Here is a 19,325-nt window from a genome sequence, read left to right on the forward strand (position 1 = left end):
GGGGCGGGTAGTTCCCGGGCGGTGGGTACCCGGACGCTGGATTCGTCGGATATTGGGGTTGGTTCGGATCGGAGCCGTATTGCGGTCCGTTGGGTGGGTTGTCGCTCACGAAATTCCCCTTGGCTGGAAAGTTTGACGTGCGTAGGACGAAGACTCGATTCTCGCTGAGCGAACCGCACCGCGAAGTGGGTGTCAAGCACTACACGCCTAGTCGGTCGGCACATTTCGGACACGATTCCTCGCCGAGCGCAGCGGGCCCGGTCCTACTAGGGTTGGCTGTTCTACCCATACCGGGACTATCACGAGGGGCTCGCCGTGGGCATCAAGGTTGCACTCGAACACCGCACCAGCTACCAGTTCGACCGCACAGTCAAGATCTTTCCGCACGAAATTCGGTTGCGCCCCGCGCCACATTCGCGCACACCGATCGAGGCGTACTCGCTGAAAATCGAACCAGCGGAACATTTCGTCAACTGGCAGCAGGACGTCTTCGGCAACTTTCTTGCTCGGGTCGTGTTCCCCGAGCGCACCGACCATCTGTCGATCACGGTCGGGCTCGTCGCGGACATGGCGTCGATCAACCCCCTGGACTTCTTCGTCGAGGAATGGGCCGAGCACTTCGGCTTCGCGTACGAGGAGCACGACCTTCCCGACCTGGAGCCGTACCTGCGCCCGGTGGACGAGGGCAAGCCCGGATCGGGGCCCGGTCCGGTGGTCGCAGCCTGGGTGGAGAAGCTGCAGGCCGCGGTGGTCGAACGTGGAGAGTCGTTGCGCACCATCGACTTTCTCGTGATGGCCAACCAGGCCGTCATGGGCGACGTGGGGTACTCCGTGCGCATGGAACCCGGGGTGCAGACGCCTGACCTGACGCTGACGTCGGCAATCGGGTCGTGCCGCGATTCGGCATGGTTGCTGGTGTCGGTGCTCCGTCAGATGGGTCTCGCGGCACGCTTCGTCTCCGGGTATCTCGTTCAGCTGTCCTCGGACGTCAAGTCGCTGGACGGACCGTCCGGACCGATGGAGGATTTCACCGACCTGCACGCGTGGACGGAGGTGTATCTCCCCGGAGCGGGCTGGGTCGGGATGGATCCGACGTCGGGTCTGTTCGCCGGCGAGGGCCACATCCCACTGTCGGCTACGCCGCATCCGTCGACTGCTGCCGCCATCTCGGGTGCGACGAGCAAGTGCAAGGCCGAGCTCGACTTCTCCAACACCGTCGTCCGCGTGCACGAGGATCCGCGGACGACGTTGCCGTACACGGCAGAGCAGTGGGAGTCGATCAAGGCCACCGCCGAGAAGATCGACCAGCGCATGCTCGATCAGGACATTCGATTGACGGTCGGCGGTGAGCCGACGTTCGTCGCCATCGAGAATCAGGAAGCGCCCGAGTGGAACACCACAGCCGATGGCCCGCACAAGCGCGAGCGGGCAAGTGTTCTGGCAGAGAAGCTTCGGACCATCTACGCGCCCGACGGGCTGGTGCAGCGCAGTCAGGGCAAGTGGTACCCCGGTGAGCCGCTACCGCGGTGGCAGGTGGGATTGTTCTGGCGCACCGACGGTCAGGCACTGTGGCACGATTCCGACCTGATCGCCGATCCCTGGTTGGCCGAGGAACTGCGACCGGAACCGGTGGACAACTCGGCGTCGCAGGAACTGATCGACGAGTTGGTCGAGGCGCTCGGACTGCCTGCCTCCCAAGCGCGTCCCGCCTACGAGGACCCATTGGTGAAGCTGCTGGACCTGGTGCGTCAGCCCTACGGTGACCCGCCCGCCGACGACGATGATCTCGAGCCGGGAGCCGATTCCGCGGACGCCAGAAAACAATTGCTCGAACGGCTCGACGCCAGTACCGACGAGCCGGCGGCATTCGTGTTGCCGATCTCTCGCACCGAGGACGGCTCCGGCTGGGAGAGCTCGGACTGGAAGTTGCGACGCGGCCGAATCGTGTTGCTGGAGGGCGATTCTCCCGCGGGCCTACGGTTGCCGCTGCGGGCGATCTCCTGGGACGGCGGGCCGGTCGAGAATCCGGCCGACCCCACCGCGCCCAAACCCGATCTGCCCACTCCGCAATTGACGCAGCAACCGCCACGTGCGGTGAACCCGGCCGAGTCGCGATATGCGCAGTTGGTGAACGAGACGTCCGGGGTCGGCGGCACCGCCGTCACGGCCCTGGTTGCCGAGGTCCGCGACGGCATCCTGCACGTGTTCATGCCGCCGATGGATCGACTGGACGATTTCGTCGACCTCGTCTCGCGCGTCGAACAGGCGGCGTCGAGCATCGACACGCCCGTCGTCATCGAGGGCTACGGTCCGCCGTCGGATCCTCGGATCCAAACACTGACCGTCACACCGGATCCCGGTGTGATCGAGGTCAACGTTCAACCGACGTCCTCGTGGGCCGAACAGAACGAGCTGATGGAGCGTCTCTACCTGGAGGCTCGTAAGTCCCGGTTGAGTACCGAGGGATTCGACAACGACGGTACGACTCGGGGAACGGGCGGCGGCAACCACATCACGCTCGGTGGCGTGACGCCGGTGGATTCGCCCGTCCTGCGACGCCCGGACCTGCTGGTGTCGATGCTGACGCACTGGCAGCGGCACCCGTCGTTGTCGTACCTGTTCTCGGGCCGATTCATCGGAACCACGTCGCAGGCCCCTCGCGCCGACGAGGGTCGAGAAGAATCGCTCTACGAACTCGAAGTGGCGTTCAGTGAGATCGAGCGCCTCACCGGTGCCGATCGATCGGCGTCGCCCTGGGTGGTCGATCGGGCGCTGCGTCACCTGCTGACCGATATCACCGGGAACACGCACCGCGCCGAGTTCTGCATCGACAAGCTGTACAGCCCCGACTCCACCCGCGGCCGATTGGGACTGCTCGAGCTGCGCGGATTCGAGATGCCACCACATCATCAGATGGCCATGGTGCAGTCGCTGCTCGTGCGATCCATGGTCTCGCGGTTCTGGGACACCCCGTTGAAGGCACCTCTCATCCGGCACGGTGCCAACCTTCACGGTCGCTACATGCTGCCGCATTTCGTCATCAACGACATCGGCCGCGTCGTAGAGGACCTCCGCGAGCACGGAATCGACTTCGACACCAGCTGGCTCGACCCGTTCACCGAGTTCAGATTTCCCAGGATCGGGACCACGGTGGTCGGTGACGCGGAGATCGAACTTCGGGGTGCGATCGAGCCGTGGAACACTCTCGGCGAGGAATCGACGTCGTCGGGTACCGCACGCTACGTGGACTCGTCGGTGGAGCGAATTCAGGTTCAGGTCGCCGGAGCCGACGCGGGCCGGTACCTGTTGACATGCAACGGGGTGCCGGTGCCGATGCTGCGCACCGATCGTCAGGATGTTCAGGTCGCCGGGGTGCGCTATCGCGCGTGGCAGCCGCCGAGCGCCCTGCACCCGACGATCGAGGTGCAGAGCCCCTTGCGTTTCGATCTCGTGGAGATGCAGACCGGCCGCGCGGTCGGAGGCTGCTCGTACCACGTCGTGCACCCGGGCGGGCGGTCGTACGACGGCCCGCCGGTCAACTCGGTCGAAGCCGAAGCGCGCCGCAACGGCCGCTTCGAGGAGGGCGGGTTCACCTCGGGAAAGGTGGACATAGCAAGATTGCTCGAGATACACGCTCGACAGGCGATCGATGTGACCGCTCCCGGCATGCTGGACCTACGCCGAACAGGAGTTCACACGCCCTGAGACGTGCCTGCACGAGAGAACGAGTCGACCGGTAGCGATTCTCGGTCCGACGCGCATCGGGTGAATTCGAACACGTACGCACCCGGCGTCGGAGTGTGATCGACCGACGGAAGGAACAGCGGCTCGATGGTGCCCGTAGATACCACCCTGAGTGGAGCCGGCAGGAACGAAGATGTCTCGAGTGGAGCCGGCAGGAACGAAGATGTCTCGAGTGGAGCCGGCAGGAACGAAGCTGTCTCGAGCGAGGCACCGTGGCTTGCGTATCGCGGTCGGCGTGAGGCCGTGACCGGTCGCGCCGATCGGTTCGACGAGATGCTCGATGCGCAGGGCTCTGTCCGTCCGCATTGGGCGGAATTGATCGACGGTATGCGCGAGGCGGGCTCCGGCGCCATGCAGACGCTGCAGTCGCGGGTCAGTCGGCTGGTCGACGACCATGGCATCACGTACAACCCCATTCCTTCCGGCGCTGGTGAAGCCATGCCCAGTGCGGTCCGGTGGGGGTTGGACAGCGTTCCATTGGTGGTCGCGGCGGACGAGTGGGATCGTCTGGAAGCCGGTTTGGTTCAGCGTTCGATGTTGCTCGATGCGATCCTCACCGACATCTACGGAAGCCAGGAGACCATTCGTCGAGGTCTGATCCCACCCGAGTCGATCTTCGGTAACCCCGGTTATCTGCGGACGGCCCATGCGATCACCATTCCCGGACCGCATCAGCTGTTCATGCATGCCGCCGACGTGGCCCGCGGTTCGGACGGTCAGTTTCGGGTGATCGCCGACCGTACGCAGGCACCGTCCGGGGTGGGCTATGCGCTGGCGGATCGGCGAGTGATGTCGCGGGCAATGCCGGAGTTGTTCCAGGCGAGCAATCCGAGGCCGCTCTCGACTTTCGCGCGGGCGATTCGGTTGGCGCTGCGCGACGCCGCGCCCGCATCGGCCGAGGATCCTGTGGTGGTGGTGCTGAGCCCCGGTTCGCATTCCGAGACGGCGTTCGATCAAGCTTATCTCGCAACGGTTCTCGGCTTCCCGCTCGTCGAGAACGCCGATCTGGTGGTGCGGGACGGTTGCTTGTGGATGCGCTCGCTCGGGAAGTTGCGCCGAGTGGATGTGGTGCTCCGCCGGGTCGACGCCGAGTTCGCCGATCCACTCGATCTGCGCCCCGATTCGCACCTGGGTGTCGTCGGGTTGGTCGAGGTCCTTCGGCGTGGGGCTGTCAGCGTCGTCAACACCCTCGGTAGTGGGGTCCTCGAGAACCCGGCACTCCTTCCGTTGTTGCCTGCGTTGAGCAGGGCATTGCTGGACGAGGATCTGGTTCTCGGTTCGGTCCCGACCTACTGGGGCGGTGAGCCGAATCAGCTCTCGCACATGCGAAGTCGACTGCGTTCGCTGGTGCTGCGATCGACCACGTCGCGTCGTACGGTGGTGGGGCACGATCTGACGGACGTCGCCGCCCGCGAATTGTGGGATCGGATCAGTGCCGAGCCATGGAAGTGGACCGGTCAGGAAGTGCCCGAGTTCTCGTTGGCACCGGTCGGTTCGTCGCTCGACGGTGGACCGGGGGAGCAGCTGTCGGTTGCACCCGCGCAGGTGGGGATGCGGTTGTTCACGGTTGCTCAGCGGGTCGGGTACACGCCGATGCGAGGCGGTCTGGGACAGGTGGTCATCACGGCTCCGGTCACCGATCCGCTCATCACGGTGGCGTCGAAGGACGTGTGGGTCAAGTCGGTGGAGCGGGTCACCCCGGCCGACTCTGCTCCGCATACCCCGCCGGCGACGGTGGAGGAGCTGCCGCAGTACGCCGCGACGGACATCGAGGTCGTCAGCTCGCCGCGTGTGCTGGGCGATCTGTTCTGGTTCGGCCGCTACAGCGAACGCGCCGAGGACATGACCCGCTTGCTCATCGCCGCCCGGGAACGCAATCAGGACTATCGTTCGATGCCCTGGTTGGAGGGCAGTGCGAGTCTGCCGATTCTGCTCGAAGCGGTCACCAAGGTCTCGCGCACCGGTCCGGGATTCTTCGACGAGAAGACCCGTGCCGATGCGATCGTCGAAATGCGATCGCTGATGCTGTCGACGGCACGTCTCGGTTCGCTTGCGCACTCGGTGGACCGGATGCAGCAGGCGGCGCGAGCAGTGCGCGACCAGCTCTCCAACGACACCTGGGCGGTGCTCAATCGAATAGACACCGCACTCGAAGAGCTGGCCGAATCCCCTGTGCAGAACGGCGCGCAGTTGGCTGCGTCGCAGTCCGGTGTGCTGAGGGGACTGCTCGCGCTGGCCGGCCTGGCGTCGGAGTCGATGGTTCGAGACGCCGGTTGGTACCTGATGGATGCGGGCAAACGGATCGAACGTGGCCTGCAGCTGACGGCGCTGGTCTCGGCCACGCTGAGCCACGCCCTCACCCCGTCCACCGAGCAGGCGGTCATCGATTCGGTGCTGTCCGCGGCGGAGTCCTCGGTGATCTACCGCAGGCGCAACAGCGGACGTGCGAGGCCGGCCGCCGTCGCACAACTGTTGTTGTTCGACGAAGGCAATCCGCGAGCCCTGGTCTACCAGCTCGATCGCCTTCGCGAGGACTTCGGATCGCTTCCCGACGCCTCGGGCACGTCACGGCCCGAGCAGCTCGTCGAGCAGATGCGGGTGCGTTTGCGGCGCGTCGATCCGGGCGATCTGGAATCGGTCGACGCGAACGGTCGCAGAGTCGAGCTCATCGAATTGGTGGACGGCATCCACGACTCTCTCGAAGAGTTGTCTCGAGTGGTCCTCGCGACTCACATGTCGTTGCCGGGTGGCACGCAGCCGCTGTGGGGCAGCTCCAACATCCGGACTACGAACGGGGTGCGGTGATGAGCCGTCGGTACCGAATCAAGCACATCACCACCTATACCTACTCCGATCGCGTGTCCTCCTCGTACGGACGGGGATTCCTCGCGCCGCGAGACATGGACGGACAGCACTGCGTGGAGAAATCCGTCACCGTGGAGCCTGCACCCACGGACCAGTCCTTCGGTGTCGACGTCTACGGCAACGAGGACGTGTACTTCCACGTCACACACGATCACGTGAAGTTGGTGGTGACCGCGGATTCACTGGTGGAGGTGTATCCACGCCCAGTGGACGAGACGACGTCGTGGCCGGCGACGGCAGCGTGGGAGTCCGCCCGGATGGCGTTGTTCGACGCGAACGTGCCTGCCGATCCGGCCCGCGCGTCGGCGGTGGAGTTCGCCCTGGATCTCCCGAGTCCCGAGATCACCGATGAGGTGCGTGCGTACGCAGCACCCAGCTTCTGGCCCGGGCGTCCACTCGCGGACGTCATCGTCGACCTGACGCATCGCATCTTCACGGATTTCCGATATCTGTCCGGCTCGACCACGGTCTCGACCACCGTGGTCGATGTGCTCGCCGCTCGTTCGGGGGTCTGTCAGGACTTTGCGCGTCTGGCCATCGCCTGCCTGCGGTCGCAGGGTCTGGCCGCCAGGTACGTCTCGGGGTATCTGGCGACCGAGCCGCCACCCGGCAAGGAGAGAATGATCGGTGTCGACGCCACCCATGCGTGGGCCGCGGTGTGGATGCCCAACGATCGGTGGCTCGCGTTCGATCCCACCAACGATCAATTGGTCGACGAGCGGTACGCAACCGTGGCGTGGGGGCGTGACTATGCCGATGTGCCACCGTTGCGCGGGGTGATCTACACCGAGGCGGAAGAGAGCACGATCGCCGTGTCGGTGGACGTTGCGCCGCAGTAGCGAACTCGGCATAATCGTGTGGCTCGGGGGTTAACCGACCATCTGGTCGAATGTGGGGTTCTGACGGGGGCGAAAAGCCGCAAAACGGACAATCGTGTCTCATTCGTAGCCTTCGACACGCCACAGCAGAACGCAGCGAACGGGTAGCTTGGACATCGATGACCGCAACACTGGCAGACCCTGTATCAGAGGTAGTAGCAGCCGCTCAGCGACTGCTCGCCAAGCGCACCGGAGCTCCGGTGACGTTGATCGATCCGGTGAATCTGGGAGGTAGCGGCCAGGCGATCGTGCTGCGAGTCAGGGTTTCCGAGAACCCTTTTCAGCTGCCCCGTACCCTGGTGCTCAAGCAGGTACGCGATGTAGTCGGCGAGTCCGAACTGCATTCCGAACTGGCCGACGTCGCGGGCTCGAGTGCATTCCTTCGGGAAGCTGCGTCCTACCAATTCGCCAACGCACTGGCCACCGACAGCAGGCCGGGGCCGGAACTGCACGCCTACGATCTCGACGCCCGACTGCTCGTGCTCAGCGATCTCGGTGACGCAAGCCCGATCACCAGCCTGCTGCGCAATTCGGACGAAGCCGCAGTGACGAACTCGCTGATGGCAATGGCGCAGGCGCTCGGCCGAATGCACGCCGCAACGGTCGGCCGCGAGGACGATTTCGCAGCCCTCCTGCGTCGCGTAGGGCAGCCGGATTCGACCGATGGAATCTCTGCGCAGATCCCCGACGCCCTCGCGGAGGTCCCCGGCCTGCTGGCCGTTCTTTCGGGCGTCGGCACGACGCCGGATGCGATTCTCGAACGAGTGTCCCGCAGCGCACGACTGTTCGCTCACGGTGCCTTCCGTGCGTTCAGCCCGTCCGATCTGTGCCCCGACAACATCATCGTCAACGACGAAGGCGTGCGGTTCCTCGATTACGAGTGGGGCGGGTTCCGCGATGCCACCCTCGACATCACCTACGCATTGGCGTCGTTCCCCGGGTGCCTGTGCAGCTTCGAGCTCTCGCACGACCGCGAGCAGGCGATGATCGACGCGTGGCGCGCGGAGGTCGTGGGCATCTGGCCGGCGTTGGCCGACGACACCGCCCTGGCGAGCAAGATCCTGGATGCGCGTCTGATCTGGGTGTGGCTGACCACCTACTGGTTCCTGCCGGATGATCACACTCGGATCGCGGCGGCGCGGGCACACCATCTGTCGGTACCGCGGTCGCAGGCGCTGATCTCGCGGTGGGCCGTGCTGGCCGACAGTGCCGAACGATCCGGGGAGATCGGTATCGCCGAATACGCGGCATCGGTCGTTGCCGCTCTGCGGTCGAAGTGGGAACGGTAGCGACAGCGTCGTTGGCGTTTTCGACACCTCGATCGGTAGCGTTCGACAAGTGAGTGGCGGCTTCGGTAGTGACATCTCGGGCGGCGATAGTTCGAGCGGCGACGAATCCGGTGACGGGCTCTTCGACGCACCCGCGCCGCCGGAGGCAATGGTTGCCGAATCGCGTCCTGCCACGACGTACATCAGGCCTGACGCCCCGTTGGCCGTGAGAATGCGTCCGACGACCCTCGACGAGGTGGTCGGCCAATCTCATCTGCTGGCACCTGGCGCGCCGCTGCGTCGCCTCGTCGAGGGCTCCGGCGCATCCTCGGTGATGCTCTACGGTCCGCCGGGGACGGGAAAGACGACGCTCGCGTCGTTGATCTCGGGGGCGACCGGACGCAAGTTCGAGGCGCTGTCTGCGCTCTCTGCCGGGGTCAAAGAGGTTCGCAACGTCATCGAACTGGCCCGGCGCCGACTGCTGTCCGGTGAACAGACCGTGCTGTTCATCGACGAGGTGCACCGCTTCTCCAAAACTCAGCAGGATGCATTGCTCGCAGCCGTCGAGAATCGAATCGTGTTGTTGGTGGCGGCCACGACCGAGAATCCGTCGTTCTCCGTGGTGTCGCCTCTGCTGTCGCGGTCACTGGTGTTGCAATTGCAGCCGCTGGGATCCGAGGACATCGAGCTGTTGCTCACTCGCGCTGCCAACGACCCACGTGGTCTGGACGGTGCGGTGACGATCGCCGAGGACGCGATGGACCACCTCGTTCGGCTCGCAGCCGGTGATGCGCGCAGGGCGCTGACGGCCCTCGAGGCCGCAGCGGGCGCCGCGACGGACGGGATCCTGGACCTGGCGACGGTCGAGGCCAGTGTCGACAAGGCCGCCGTGCGTTACGACCGCGACGGAGATCAGCACTACGACGTCATCAGCGCGTTCATCAAATCGATCAGAGGGTCCGACGTCGACGCCGCCCTGCACTACCTGGCGCGGATGATCACGGCAGGCGAGGACGCGCGTTTCATTGCTCGACGGCTGGTGGTCCACGCCAGCGAGGACATCGGCATGGCCGACCCCACGGCACTGCAAACTGCGACCGCCGCAGCGAGCGCAGTGCAGATGATCGGAATGCCCGAAGCGCGGTTGGCTCTGGCCCAGGCGACGATCCACCTGGCCACCGCGCCGAAATCGGGTGCCGTGATCGCGGCGCTCGGCGCGGCCATGGCCGATGTCGCGGCAGGCAAGTCGGGATCGGTGCCGCCGCATCTGCGCGACGGGCACTACAAGGGAGCTCAGGGGCTGGGCAACGCCGTCGGATACAAGTACCCGCACAGCAGTCCCGGTGGCGTGCTCGGTCAGCAATACCCGCCGGACGAACTGGTGGGTGTGAACTACTACGAGCCGACCGAACACGGTGCCGAGCGCGAAATTGCGACCAGGGTGGGCAAACTCCGTCGGATCATCCGAGGCCGATAGGCCCTGGAGTCGGCACGGGGTCTCGAACGCTAACCTGTATCAGTGCAGACCCATGAGATCCGCAGGCGTTTCCTCGACCACTTCGTCAAGGCGGGACACACCGAAGTACCCAGTGCGTCGTTGATTCTCGACGACCCGAACCTGCTGTTCGTCAATGCGGGAATGGTCCCCTTCGTGCCGTTCTTCCTCGGTCAGCAGACGCCGCCGTACAACACCGCGACGAGCGTCCAGAAGTGCGTTCGCACCCTCGACATCGAGAACGTCGGCATCACCACACGGCACAACACGTTCTTCCAGATGGCCGGCAACTTCTCGTTCGGCGACTACTTCAAGCGCGACGCGATCAGGCAAGCCTGGTCGCTGTTGACCGACAGTGTGGAGGACGGTGGGTACGGATTCGACCCCGAGCGCATCTGGGCCACCGCCTATCTCGACGACGACGAGGCGATCGAACTGTGGAAGGAGATCGCGGGTCTGCCAGACGAGCGCATTCAACGGCGCGGTATGGCCGACAACTACTGGTCGATGGGCATACCGGGACCGTGTGGCCCATGCTCGGAGATCTACTACGACCGCGGTCCCGAGTTCGGTGTCGAGGGAGGCCCCGAGGCCGACGAGGATCGGTACATCGAGATCTGGAACCTCGTGTTCATGCAGAACGAGCGTGGCCAGGGGATCAGCAAGGACGACTTCGAGATTCTCGGTCCGCTGCCGAAACAGAACATCGACACCGGCATGGGCGTCGAGCGCGTCGCGTTCCTGCTGCAGGGCGTGGACAACGTGTACGAGACCGACCTCGTCCGACCGGTGATCGCCAAGGCCGAGGAACTCTCGGGGCGCGCATACGGTGCGAATCACGACGACGACGTGCGCTTCCGCGTCATCGCAGATCACGCTCGCACCGCTGCACTGCTCATCTCCGACGGAGTCAACCCCGGCAACGACGGTCGGGGCTACGTACTGCGCCGACTGCTGCGCCGCATCGTGCGCTCGGCGCGCCTGCTCGGTGCGCCCGACGAGACGATGGCGCAGTTCGTCACCGTCGTGCGCGACACGATGGCGGAGTCGTACCCGAATCTGGTCACCGACTTCGATCGCATTCTGACCGTCGCAGTGGGGGAGGAGACGGCATTCCTCAAGACCCTCACCTCCGGTTCGCGACTGTTCGAGGGCGCGGCGGAGGCCGTCAAGGCGTCGGGCGCGAAGAAGATCGGCGGTGCCGAGGCGTTCGCGCTGCACGACACCTACGGCTTCCCGATCGATCTGACTCTCGAGATGGCCGCCGAGGCGGGTCTGTCGGTCGACGAGGACGGTTTCCGGTCGTTGATGGCCGAGCAGCGCAACCGAGCCAAGGACGACGCACGCGCTCGTAAGCATGCGCACGCCGACCTCACGGTCTACAAGGACTTCGTCGACGGTTCGCCGACCGAGTTCACCGGGTTCGACGAACTCGGCTCCGAGGCAACGGTATTGGCGTTGATCTCCAACGGCGTCCGGGTTCCGACCGCGATAGCGGGAGAGAACATCGAGGTCATTCTCGACCGCAGCCCGCTCTACGCCGAGTCCGGTGGCCAGATCGCCGACATCGGCACCATCTCCGCACCCGGCCTCGTCGTCAAGGTCAACGACGTGCAGAAGATCGCCAAGAAGGTCTGGACGCACAAGTCCGTGGTCGAATCGGGTCAGATCACCGAGGGCGACACCGTTCACGTCGATGTCGACCACGCATGGCGTAAGGGCGCGACTCAGGGTCACTCGGGCACCCACATGGTGCACGCCGCCCTGCGACAGGTCCTCGGGCCCAACGCGACGCAGGCGGGATCGCTCAACAAGCCCGGTTACCTGCGATTCGATTTCTCCTGGCAGGGCGCGCTCTCCGAGGCGCAGCGCGACGACATCGAGAATGTCGCCAACGACGCCGTCGGTTCGGACTTCGAGGTCAACACACTGGTCACCGATCTCGACAGCGCCAAGAAGATGGGCGCGATGGCGCTGTTCGGTGAGAACTACGGCGACGAAGTCCGCGTGGTCGAGATCGGCGGACCGTTCTCGATGGAGCTGTGCGGTGGTACGCACGTGCAGCACTCGTCGCAGATCGGCCCCGTCACCATTCTCGGTGAATCGTCGGTCGGCTCGGGAGTGCGCCGCGTCGAGGCCTTCGTCGGTCTCGACTCGTACCGCTACCTGGCCAAGGAACGTGCGCTGCTGGCAGGCATCGCATCGTCGCTGAAGGTGCCGTCCGAGGAAGTGCCGGCGCGCATCGAGACACTGGTCGAACGTCTTCGCGTCGCCGAGAAGGAACTCGACGCCGTCAAGGCCGCAGCGGTGCTGGCCTCGGCGGGTGAGTTCGTCGGCAAGGCCGAGCGATTCGGTGATGTGCGAGCGGTGATCGCGCAGGCACCCGACGGCGTGGGAGGCAACGATCTGCGCACTCTGGTGACCGACATTCGTGGACGACTCGGCGCGGACCCGGCCGTGGTGGTGCTGTTCGGCACGGCCGGCGGCAAGGTTCCGTTCGTCGTCTCGACCAACAAGGCTGCTCAGGATGCGGGCATCGCTGCCGGTGACCTGGTAGCTGCCTTCGGTCCGAGCATCGGTGGCCGGGGCGGCGGCAAGCCCGAGCTGGCTCAGGGTTCGGGTTCGGATGTATCCGGAATTTCTGCCGGTATCGATGCTGCTCGGGCCCGACTGTCCGAACTCACGACCCGCTGACGATCGTGACAACTCAGGGGCGCGGCCCCGATCGGCCGGGCGTGGACGATCCCGGGCGGGGCCGTCGCATCGGCATCGACGTCGGCAGTGTCCGCATCGGAATTGCCTCCAGCGATCCCGACGGTGTACTCGCCACCCCGGTCGAGACCGTGCCGAGATCGAAGATCAAGGGGCCCGATGCCCCGGATGTGGTGCGAGTATCGGAGATCGTCGCCGAGTACGAGGCCGTCGAGATCGTCATCGGATTGCCCCGCACACTTCGCGGCGAGCGTGGCAGCGCCGTCGATGCCGCCGAGAGATTCGGACGCTCGTTGCACAGGCGTTTGGGTGACGTACCGATTCGGATGGCCGACGAGCGACTGACTACCGTGAGTGCGTCGCGCGCCCTTCGAGACAGCGGTGTGCGAGCCAAGAATCAACGATCGGTGATCGATCAGGCTGCAGCGGTGGCGATATTGCAAGGGTGGCTGGACGAGCGCCGTGCCGTGTCCGATCGTGCAGCGAACAATTCAGGATCGACGGAGGTCGACGAGTGAACTACCAGGGGTCCGATCGGGAACGGCGACATGCGCGCTCGGACGAGGCGCATACCGATCCGATCGGGTATCGCGTGGACGAGGGCAGCGACTTCGATCGACGTATGCACGGCAATTCGCGACCGCCGCAGCGGCACGAGCCGCACCCCACACCGACCCGCGGCTCCGACCGGAACTCCGAGCGCAACTCCGGCCCTGCTGCGGACCGTGGCGCAGCGCCACGGGAAGTGGGCCGCAGTCGCGCTGCGAGGCGCAAGGACCGGGCCGCGAGCAGTCGCAAGCGTCGCGGCCGGTTGGTGGCTCTGATGCTCGGGCTGGTGCTGGTCGTCGCAGTGGCAGGCGGAGGTTATTTCGCGGTGAGCAAGTTCGGTAATCGCACCACTCCTAACGCGGACTTCGCCGCCGGCTCTCCCGGCGACGGCGTCGTCATTCAGGTTCGGCCGAACGACACGGCGCAGCAGATCGGCACCGAGGCCGCAGACAAGGGTGTCGTCGCCAGCTCGGGGGCGTTCCTCGAAGCCGCGTTGCTGAACAACGCCATCACCTCCGTCCAACCGGGATTCTATCTGCTCACCAGCAATGTGCCCGCGTCGCGAGCAGTGAGCGAACTGGTCGACCCCACCTCCCGCGTGGGCAACATGGTGATCTCGGAGGGACGACAGCTGCACGACGCACGCGACGTGAACACCGGCGCGGTCAAGAAGGGTATCTACACACTGATCTCGGAGGCCAGCTGCGTGGATCGAACCGGGAATGGCAGTCCTACCTGCGTGAGCTACGACGATCTCAACGCCGCGGGAGCGGTGGACGACCCCGCGGCACTGGGTGTTCCCGGCTGGGCCACCGATCGTGTCGAGGGAGTCCCGGATCGCGATCGCCAACTCGAAGGCCTGATCGCTGCGGGCACATGGGATTTCGATCCGAGTGCCGCCCCCGCAGACATTCTGAAGCAGCTGGTGTCGGAGAGCGCCACTCGCTACGAGGACACCGGCATTCTGACCGCGGGTGCCAATTCCGGGCTGACGCCGTACGACACCTTGGTCGCCGCGTCTCTCGTCGAACGTGAGTCTCTGCCTCAGGATTTCAGCAAGGTGGCCCGAGTGATTCTCAATCGACTCGCGGTGCCGCAGAAGCTCGAATTCGACTCGACGGTGAACTACTCGCTCGATACGACCGAGGTGGCCACCACCGACGCGGACCGTGCTCGCGTGACTCCGTGGAACACCTACGCGAGCGAAGGACTACCGGCAACTCCGATCTCCTCGCCGAGCATCGGTGCGGTTCAGGCGGTCGAGATGCCTGCCGACGGAGACTGGTTGTACTTCGTGACCATCAACCAGGCGGGCGAAACACTGTTCACCCGCAGCTACGAGGAGCACCTGGCCAACATCGGCAAAGTCGAGGGCGGCTTCCTCGACAGCGGACGCTGAGGTGCGCGCCGCCGTTCTGGGCAGCCCGATCGAGCACTCGAAGTCGCCGCTGCTGCACCGCGCGGCCTACCGTGCCCTCGGCCTGGACGACTGGACCTACGAACGCATCGAGTGCACGGGTGAGCAGCTGCCGGCCCTGCTCGACGGTTTCGGTCCCGAGTGGGTCGGCGTGTCGGTCACGATGCCCGGCAAGGTCGCAGCGTTGACGTTCGCCACCGAGCGCACCGAACGGGCAGTCCTGGCCGGCTCGGCCAACACTCTCGTGCGCACGGCATCGGGCTGGCGTGCCGACTGCACCGACGTCGACGGTGTCGTGGGTGCCCTGCGCGACGCCGGGGTCGTGGACCTGTCGGGTGCCTCCGTGACTGTGGTGGGCGCCGGTGGCACGTCGCGGCCGGCGATCGTCGCACTGGCCGAACTGGGCGCGGCCGCCGTCACCGTGGTCGCACGCTCGGCCGACCGCGCCCGGGACACGGTGGACTGCGCCGTCGCCGCAGGCATGCGCGCGGAGTTCTCCGCCATGACCGATCCGCGTCTCGCCGCGATAGCAGCGGGGTCGGCGGTACTGGTCAGCACCGTTCCGGCGGCCGGAGCCGCAGACATCGCGACGGCTCTCGCACACGCACCGATCGTCCTCGACGCCATCTACGACCCGTGGCCGACGCCCCTGGCAGCCGCTGTGGCCGCAGCCGGGGGAACTGTGATCAGCGGCTTGTCGATGCTGCTCGAGCAGGCGTATGGACAGGTCGAGCAGTTCACCGGTAGACCGGCACCCCGAGCGGTCATGCGGGAGGCGTTGACCGCCGCCGAGTGAGCGCGGACACCTGATTGTCCACAGACAGCAGTTTGTCCACAGGTCAATCTGCGGCCAGGTCTTTCTCGCGGCCGAGCACTACGGGGGTGCGACCCTGTGGACCATGTTCAGTCTGTGTACTGCAGCCGCGGTCGGTGCCGTTGCCGGTGTGGCGATGCGTTCCGGCCTGGTCCGGTGGAATCCTCGGTGTCTGCCGTTGTTGTGCGCGGTCGCCACGGGGTGGATCTGGTGGCGGTTCGGCGGTACCGAGTATGCAGTCCCGTTGTGCATCCTCACGTGGTGGTTCGCGGCGCTCAGCGCCGTCGACCTGCGGCGGCGTCGACTGCCGAACGTCCTGACCGTTCCGGGTGCCATCGTGGTGACCGCGGCGCTGGTCTCGACAGGCTCGGCCGACGCAGTGCTCGGCGGAGCTCTGCTGTTCGCGATCTATCTGATCGTGCACCTTCTCGCACCTGCGGCATTCGGGGCGGGAGATGTGAAACTCGCGTGGTCGGTGGGATCGATAGCGTCCCTCGGCGGTGCGGAGGGATGGGCGATCGCGGCGCTGTCGGCCCCGCTGGCGACCGCCGTGGTGGGCTGTGTCGTCGCGACATTCGTGCACCGGCGAGCGCGCATCCCGCACGGCCCGTCCATGTGCGCGGCGACCCTGCTGGCATCCGCAGCTTGCCTGACGTGAAAAGATGCTCGAGTGCTGCGCTGGATAACTGCCGGAGAATCCCACGGACCCGCTCTCGTCGCCATCCTCGAAGGAATGGTCGCGGGAGTCGAGGTGACCTCGGACGATATTGCCTCCCAACTCGCTCGCCGTCGCCTCGGTTACGGACGCGGTGCCCGAATGAAGTTCGAGGCGGACAAAGTAACGCTCACCGGTGGTGTACGGCATGGACGAACCATGGGCGGGCCCGTCGCTATCGAGGTCGGCAACACCGAGTGGCCCAAGTGGGAGCAGGTGATGTCTGCCGACCCCGTCGACGAGGCAGTGCTTGCCGATCTCGCACGCAACTCTCCGCTGACGCGACCACGGCCGGGGCACGCAGACTTCTCCGGAATGCTCAAGTACGGCTTCGACGACGCTCGTCCCGTCCTCGAACGCGCCAGTGCGCGGGAGACCGCTGCCCGGGTCGCGATCGGGACTGTGGCGCGTCTGTTCCTGAAGCAAGCGTTCGGTGTCGATGTCGTCTCTCATGTGATCTCGATCGGTGCATCGGATCCCTATGTGGGGCCGCCGCCCACCGGTGACGATCTGGAGGCGATCGACTCCAGTCCGGTGCGTTCGTTCGACAAGGCCGCGGAAGAGTCGATGATCGCCGAGATCGAAGCAGCCAAGAAGGACGGCGACACCCTCGGTGGAGTCGTCGAGGTCGTCGTGCACGGCCTGCCCGTCGGCCTCGGGTCGTTCGTCTCCGGGGAGCGCAAGCTGGACGCGAGGCTGGCCGCTGCACTGATGGGAATTCAGGCCATCAAGGGTGTCGAGATCGGTGACGGTTTCGAGACCGCGCGTCGACGCGGCAGCGTCGCCCACGACGAGATCAAGCCGGGGCCCGACGGCGTACTGCGCTCCACCAACCGTGCAGGTGGTGTCGAGGGCGGAATGACCAACGGGGAAGCACTGCGAGTGCGGGCGGCGATGAAGCCCATCTCCACGGTTCCACGCGCGCTGGCGACCGTCGACATGACGACCGGCGACGAGGCAGTGGCCATTCATCAGCGCTCGGACGTCTGTGCTGTTCCGGCCGCCGGTGTCGTGGCCGAGACGATGGTCGCCCTGGTCATCGCGCAGGCAGCGTTGGAGAAGTTCGGTGGGGACTCGCTGGCGGAGACGACGAGCAACGTCGACCACTACGTGAAGGGCACCGCCGCCCGACCTCCACGATGACCCCGTACGCGGTCCTCGTCGGACCGCCGGGAGCTGGGAAGTCGACCATCGGCAGACGGCTAGCTCAGGCGTTGAACATCGATCTGTTCGACACCGACGTGGCCATCGAGCGAGACACCGGGCGGACGATCGCCGATATCTTCTCGCACGACGGTGAACCGGCTTTTCGGCAGATCGAGGAGCGGATAGTGGCCGGTGCTCTGGCCTCGCACAACGGGATCGTCTCCCTCGGTGGTGGTGCTGTGCTGTCGCCCGCGACCCGGGCCCTGCTGTCCGAGCACACCGTGGTGTACCTGGAAATCAGTGTGGCAGAGGGGCTTCGGCGTACCGGCGCGAACACTGTTCGGCCGCTGCTCGCCGGTCCCGACCCGCGTGCGAAGTATCAGGAACTCATGCGTCATCGTCGGCCGCTCTATCGTTCGGTGGCCACGGTACGAGTGCGCACCGACAGTCGCAGCCCGGCTCGGGTGGTGGGCCAGTTGGTGGCGAAGCTGACGGCGATCGCCCCTGTTCCCGGGCGCGACGCGAACGACGAAACCCCCAGTAGATGAAGGTGATTCGATGACAGAGCCAGTGCGCGTCCAGGTCGAGACAGCCAACCCGTACCCGGTGATCATCGGTCGAGGTCTGTTGACGGACCTCGTCGACGAGCTCGCCGGAACTGCCACGGTGGCGATCTTCCACCAACCACCGTTGGCCGAGACCGCCGAGGCTGTGCGAGCGGCCCTGGCGGACAAAGGAATCGACGCGCACCGCATCGAGATCCCGGACGCCGAGGACGGCAAGGACCTGGCTGTGGCGGGGTTCTGCTGGGAAGTCCTGGGTCGAATCGGTCTCACGCGGAGCGACGCCATCGTCAGCCTGGGCGGGGGAGCCGCAACGGACTTGGCCGGATTCGTCGCAGCGACGTGGATGCGCGGAGTCCGTATCGTTCACGTTCCGACGACGCTGCTCGCCATGGTCGATGCGGCAGTCGGCGGCAAGACGGGTATCAACACCGATGCCGGCAAGAACCTCGTAGGGTCGTTCCACGAACCGGCCGCAGTGTTGATCGATCTGGCGACGCTCGAGACCGTGCCGAAGAACGAGATCGTGTCCGGCCTGGCCGAAGTGATCAAGACCGGGTTCATCGCCGATCCGGTGATTCTGGACATCATCGAGGCCGATCCTGCCGCGGCACTCGATCCCAGCGGCGACGTTCTGCCGGAGTTGATCAGGAGGTCGGTGGAGGTGAAGGCGAAGGTCGTGGCGGCGGATCTACGCGAGTCGAACCTCCGCGAGATTCTCAACTACGGACATACGCTCGCCCACGCCATCGAGCGGCGCGAGCAGTATCGCTGGCGCCACGGCGCGGCTGTGTCCGTCGGTCTCGTGTTCGCGGCCGAGCTCGGCCGCCTCGCCGGTCGCCTGGACGACGCCACGGCCGATCGGCACCGCTCGATTCTCGAATCGGTCGGCTTGCCGGTCACCTACGACGAGCATGCGTTCTCGGACTTGCTGAAGGGAATGCAGACGGACAAGAAGAACCGTGCCGGTCTGTTGCGGTTCGTGGTTCTGGACGGTCTGGCCAAGCCCGGACGGCTCGAGGGCCCCGATCCGGCATTGCTCGTCGCCGCATTCTCCGCGGTCGGTCGTGAGGCCCCTGCTGCTGGAGGTTCGGCCATCCTGCTGTGAGGCCGGGCCGGCCCCGACCCCGGACGAGATGATTCCGACTCGGACGAGAAA

Annotated in this window: 13 protein-coding genes; all 13 read left to right on the plus strand. The window is 65.7% G+C overall.

Features of this window, described 5'->3' with window-relative positions; genetic code table 11:
• The first annotated feature begins 315 nt into the window (after positions 1-315).
• The 13 genes from CH275_RS00105 to aroB all read left to right on the plus strand — a co-directional run bounded on the left by CH275_RS00105 (position 316) and on the right by aroB (position 19,274).
• The gene (locus tag CH275_RS00105; protein WP_094674098.1) at positions 316-3,705 is read left to right on the plus strand and encodes a transglutaminase family protein; all 3,390 of its coding nucleotides are present in this window, start codon (positions 316-318) and stop codon (positions 3,703-3,705) included.
• A gap of 126 nt (positions 3,706-3,831) precedes the next feature.
• A complete protein-coding gene (locus CH275_RS00110; RefSeq protein ID WP_094674100.1) occupies positions 3,832-6,549 on the plus strand; it encodes a circularly permuted type 2 ATP-grasp protein in 2,718 nt (905 codons plus the stop codon).
• Positions 6,549-7,448: a transglutaminase family protein gene (locus tag CH275_RS00115; protein ID WP_094674102.1), complete on the plus strand. Its 900-nt coding sequence runs from the start codon at positions 6,549-6,551 to the stop codon at positions 7,446-7,448. The genes CH275_RS00110 and CH275_RS00115 overlap by 1 nt, the downstream gene beginning before the upstream one ends.
• Positions 7,449-7,606: 158 nt before the next feature.
• Positions 7,607-8,776, plus strand: a complete 1,170-nt coding sequence (locus tag CH275_RS00120; protein WP_094674104.1) for a phosphotransferase — start codon at positions 7,607-7,609, stop codon at positions 8,774-8,776.
• Positions 8,777-8,825: 49 nt separating this feature from the next.
• Positions 8,826-10,232 carry a replication-associated recombination protein A gene (locus CH275_RS00125; RefSeq protein WP_373453649.1) on the plus strand — a complete coding sequence of 469 codons (1,407 nt, stop codon included), beginning with the start codon at positions 8,826-8,828 and terminating at the stop codon, positions 10,230-10,232.
• A 42-nt stretch (positions 10,233-10,274) separates the two neighbouring features.
• A complete protein-coding gene (gene alaS / locus CH275_RS00130) occupies positions 10,275-12,944 on the plus strand; it encodes an alanine--tRNA ligase (protein ID WP_094674106.1) in 2,670 nt (889 codons plus the stop codon).
• A gap of 2 nt (positions 12,945-12,946) precedes the next feature.
• Positions 12,947-13,480 (plus strand): Holliday junction resolvase RuvX, encoded by a 534-nt coding sequence (gene ruvX / locus CH275_RS00135; RefSeq protein ID WP_094674108.1) that lies wholly within the window; start codon positions 12,947-12,949, stop codon positions 13,478-13,480.
• Complete coding sequence (locus CH275_RS00140; RefSeq protein ID WP_094674110.1) at positions 13,477-14,910, plus strand: endolytic transglycosylase MltG; 1,434 nt, start codon at positions 13,477-13,479, stop codon at positions 14,908-14,910. Before ruvX ends, CH275_RS00140 begins: the two co-directional genes overlap by 4 nt.
• Before the next feature lies 1 nt (position 14,911).
• Positions 14,912-15,724: a shikimate dehydrogenase gene (locus CH275_RS00145; RefSeq protein WP_094674112.1), complete on the plus strand. Its 813-nt coding sequence runs from the start codon at positions 14,912-14,914 to the stop codon at positions 15,722-15,724.
• 103 nt (positions 15,725-15,827) lie between these two features.
• Positions 15,828-16,400, plus strand: coding sequence for a prepilin peptidase (locus CH275_RS00150; protein WP_256990795.1), 573 nt, complete (start codon positions 15,828-15,830; stop codon positions 16,398-16,400).
• Between the two features lie 12 nt (positions 16,401-16,412).
• A complete protein-coding gene (aroC, locus tag CH275_RS00155; protein ID WP_094674114.1) occupies positions 16,413-17,600 on the plus strand; it encodes a chorismate synthase in 1,188 nt (395 codons plus the stop codon).
• Positions 17,597-18,151 carry a shikimate kinase gene (locus CH275_RS00160; RefSeq protein ID WP_094674116.1) on the plus strand — a complete coding sequence of 185 codons (555 nt, stop codon included), beginning with the start codon at positions 17,597-17,599 and terminating at the stop codon, positions 18,149-18,151. The genes aroC and CH275_RS00160 overlap by 4 nt, the downstream gene beginning before the upstream one ends.
• A gap of 10 nt (positions 18,152-18,161) precedes the next feature.
• The gene (gene aroB / locus CH275_RS00165; protein ID WP_094674118.1) at positions 18,162-19,274 is read left to right on the plus strand and encodes a 3-dehydroquinate synthase; all 1,113 of its coding nucleotides are present in this window, start codon (positions 18,162-18,164) and stop codon (positions 19,272-19,274) included.
• The last annotated feature ends 51 nt before the right edge of the window (positions 19,275-19,325 follow it).

The sequence above is a fragment of the Rhodococcus sp. 06-235-1A genome, assembly GCF_002258785.1.
Classification (GTDB): domain Bacteria; phylum Actinomycetota; class Actinomycetes; order Mycobacteriales; family Mycobacteriaceae; genus Rhodococcoides.

Excerpts from the sequence above, each read along its gene's own strand:
- CH275_RS00110 (WP_094674100.1), top strand. The coding sequence starts at position 3,832 with ATGGTGCCCGTAGATACCACCCTGAGTGGAGCCGGCAGGAACGAAGAT.
- CH275_RS00115 (WP_094674102.1), top strand. The coding sequence starts at position 6,549 with ATGAGCCGTCGGTACCGAATCAAGCACATCACCACCTATACCTACTCC.
- CH275_RS00120 (WP_094674104.1), top strand. The coding sequence starts at position 7,607 with ATGACCGCAACACTGGCAGACCCTGTATCAGAGGTAGTAGCAGCCGCT.
- CH275_RS00150 (WP_256990795.1), top strand. The coding sequence starts at position 15,828 with ATGTTCAGTCTGTGTACTGCAGCCGCGGTCGGTGCCGTTGCCGGTGTG.
- CH275_RS00160 (WP_094674116.1), top strand. The coding sequence starts at position 17,597 with ATGACCCCGTACGCGGTCCTCGTCGGACCGCCGGGAGCTGGGAAGTCG.
- aroB (WP_094674118.1), top strand. The coding sequence starts at position 18,162 with ATGACAGAGCCAGTGCGCGTCCAGGTCGAGACAGCCAACCCGTACCCG.